The 2962-nt window shown below is 68.0% G+C and carries 3 protein-coding genes; all 3 read left to right on the top strand.

Translation table 11 applies throughout. From position 1 onward, the window contains the following. The first annotated feature begins 23 nt into the window (after positions 1–23). The 3 genes from N7590_RS22040 (at position 24) to mdtD (ending at position 2874) form a co-directional block, all read left to right on the top strand. A complete protein-coding gene (locus N7590_RS22040) occupies positions 24–263 on the top strand; it encodes a WGR domain-containing protein (protein WP_019660053.1) in 240 nt (79 codons plus the stop codon). 26 nt (positions 264–289) lie between these two features. Continuing rightward, positions 290–1372, top strand: a complete 1083-nt coding sequence (gene hemE / locus N7590_RS22035; RefSeq protein ID WP_053512071.1) for a uroporphyrinogen decarboxylase — start codon at positions 290–292, stop codon at positions 1370–1372. Positions 1373–1464: 92 nt separating this feature from the next. Continuing rightward, positions 1465–2874, top strand: a complete 1410-nt coding sequence (gene mdtD, locus N7590_RS22030; RefSeq protein ID WP_053512070.1) for a multidrug transporter subunit MdtD — start codon at positions 1465–1467, stop codon at positions 2872–2874. Positions 2875–2962 lie beyond the last annotated feature (88 nt).

The following is a 2962-nucleotide window of genomic DNA, read 5'->3' as shown; positions in this document are numbered from 1 at the left end:
CGTGCCCCGCTACAATCAGCGCCATGCACGTCTACCTGCAACATCCCGATGCCGGTGCGCAGGCACCGCGCTTCCTGCGCCTGAGCCTGCAGCCGGACCTGTTCGGCGGTTGGGAACTGCTGCGCGAGAGCGGTCGCGTCGGTGGCCGCTCGCAGCTTCGGCGCGAGCTGTTCCTGCAGGCTGATGAAGCGCGCCATGCCTTCGAGAAGGCCCGTGATGCCGAACTGCATCGCGGCTTCCAGATCCTTTCGCACGGCGACTGACGCCGCTGCCAACTTTCGCCCAAGGAATGCCCATCGTGACCAGCCCTCTCCGCAACGATCGCCTGCTGCGCGCCCTGCGCCGCGAACCGGTGGACTGCACCCCCGTCTGGTTGATGCGCCAGGCCGGCCGCTACCTGCCGGAATACCGTGCGACCCGGGCCAAGGCCGGCAGCTTCCTGGCCATGGCCAAGACCCCGGAGATCGCCTGCGAAGTCACCCTGCAGCCGCTGCGCCGCTTCCCGCTGGACGCGGCCATCCTGTTCTCGGACATCCTCACCATTCCCGATGCGATGGGCCTGGAGCTGTACTTCGTCGAAGGCGAAGGCCCGAAATTCCGCCATCCGGTGCGCGATGAAGCCGCCATCGCCAGGCTGGCAGTGCCGGACATGGAACAGGACCTGGGCTATGTGATGGACGCGGTGCGGCTGATCCGCCGCGAGCTGGACGGCCAGGTGCCGCTGATCGGCTTCTCCGGCAGCCCGTGGACGCTGGCCTGCTACATGGTGGAAGGCGGCGGCAGCAAGGACTTCTCGCGCATCAAGGCCATGGCGCTGAACCACCCGCAGGCCCTGCACCGCCTGCTGGAAGTGACCACCGAGGCGGTGATCGCCTACCTCGGCGCGCAGCGCGCCGCCGGTGCGCAGGCGCTGCAGGTGTTCGACACCTGGGGCGGCGTGCTGTCGCCGGCGATGTACCGCGAGTTCTCGCTGCGCTACCTGCAGCGGATTGCCCAGGGCCTGGACCGTGGCGCAGGCAGCGAGCGTACGCCGCTGATCCTGTTCGGCAAGGGCACCGGCCTGCACCTGGAAGCGCTGTCGCAGACCGGCGCCGATGCGCTCGGCCTGGACTGGACGCTGGACCTGGACGAGGCCCTGCGCCGCACCGGCGGCCGCGTCGCCCTGCAGGGCAACCTCGACCCGACCACGCTGTACGCCTCGCCTGATGCCATCGCCGCGGCCGCCGCGCGCGTGCTCGACACCTACGCCGCCGGCAATGGCGGTTCGCGCGAGGGCCATGTGTTCAACCTCGGCCACGGCATGTCACCGGACATGGACCCGACACACGTGCAGGTACTGGTCGACGCGGTGCACGCGCACAGCCAGCGCTGAGCATTGCGCAGGCAACCACGGCGCGATGTTGATCGCGCCGTGACCCGCATTGCGCGATCATGGCATCCCCCACGCTGCACCGGCCGCACGCCATGTCCACATCGCCATCGAACTACGCCCGCCACCGCCCCCTGCTGTGGCTGGTGTCGCTGGCGATCTTCATGCAGATGCTGGATTCGACCATCGTCAACACGGCCTTGCCGGCGATGGCGGCCAGCCTGGGCGAAAGCCCGCTGCAGATGCAGTCGGTGGTGTTCAGCTACGCGCTGGCGGTCGCCACCTTCATCCCCGCCTCCGGATGGATCGCCGACCGCTATGGCACGCGGCGCACCTTCCTGGTGGCGATCATCCTGTTCACTCTCGGCTCGCTGGCCTGCGCGCTGGCCCAGCACCTGCACCAGCTGGTCGGTGCGCGCGTGCTGCAGGGCATCGGCGGCGCGATGCTGCTGCCGGTCGGTCGCCTGGCGGTGATGCGTTCGGTGTCGCGCGAGGATTTCCTGCGCGCAATGAGCTTCATCGCCATTCCGGCCCTGGTCGGTCCTTTGATCGGCCCGACCCTGGGCGGCTGGCTGGTCGAGATCGCATCCTGGCACTGGGTGTTCCTGATCAACCTGCCGATCGGCGTGATCGGTTTCATCGCCGCGATGAAGATCATGCCCGACCACTACGCCAGCCATCGCACCCGCTTCGACCTGCGCGGCTACGTCATGCTGGCCTTCGCGATGGTGGTGTTGTCGCTGGCGCTGGACGGCATCTCCGGCCTCGGCACGCCGCACGCGCTGGTGATGCTGATGACCGTTGCCGGCCTGGCAGCGCTGGTGGGCTACTGGCTGCACGCGGCCAACTCCACCGCGCCGCTGTTCTCGCTGGCACTGTTCCGCGTGCCCAGCTACCGCATCGGCATCCTTGGCAACCTGTTCTCGCGCATCGGCAGCAGTGCCATGCCGATGCTGATCCCGCTGCTGCTGCAGGTCGGCCTGGGCCTGGGCCCGATGAACGCCGGCCTGATGATGGTGCCCGTCGCTGCGGCCGGCATGGTGTCGAAGAAGCTGGCGGTGAAGCTGGTCGAGCGCTACGGCTACCGCCGCGTGTTGATGGTCAACACCGTGCTGGTGGGGCTGGCGATGGCCAGCTTCATCCTGATGACACCGGGCCAGCACCTGGCGTGGCGCCTGCTGCAGCTGGCGTTCTTCGGTGCGGTCAATTCGCTGCAGTTCACCGTGATGAACACCGTGACCCTGCGCGATCTCGACCGCGAGTTCGCCAGTTCCGGCAACAGCCTGCTGTCGATGGTGATGATGCTCGCGGCCGGCTTCGGTGCTGCCGCGGCGGGCAGCCTGCTGGCTGCGTTCGGTACCCACCTGGACAGCAACAGTGCCACCGCTGCGCTGCATGCCACGTTCCTGTGCGTGGGCGCGATCACGCTGACGTCGACGATGATCTTCTGGCAGTTGCCGGACACCAAGCCGGAGCCACGACAGGTCGAGCACGTAGCGGAGTGAGGGGTCGGCAGGGCCTGCGGCCCTGCACCTGCTACAGGCAACGGCAACGGCAACGGCCAAAGCCAAACCCAAACCCAAAGCAGCATTT

It is taken from the genome of Stenotrophomonas sp. GD04024 (assembly GCF_029837545.1).
GTDB lineage: Bacteria > Pseudomonadota > Gammaproteobacteria > Xanthomonadales > Xanthomonadaceae > Stenotrophomonas > Stenotrophomonas forensis.
Note: the sequence above shows the minus strand (reverse complement) of the source record. Positions and strands in the feature narration are given on the sequence as shown.

Excerpts from the sequence above, each read along its gene's own strand:
- N7590_RS22040 (WP_019660053.1), top strand. The coding sequence starts at position 24 with ATGCACGTCTACCTGCAACATCCCGATGCCGGTGCGCAGGCACCGCGC.
- hemE (WP_053512071.1), top strand. The coding sequence starts at position 290 with ATGCCCATCGTGACCAGCCCTCTCCGCAACGATCGCCTGCTGCGCGCC.
- mdtD (WP_053512070.1), top strand. The coding sequence starts at position 1,465 with ATGTCCACATCGCCATCGAACTACGCCCGCCACCGCCCCCTGCTGTGG.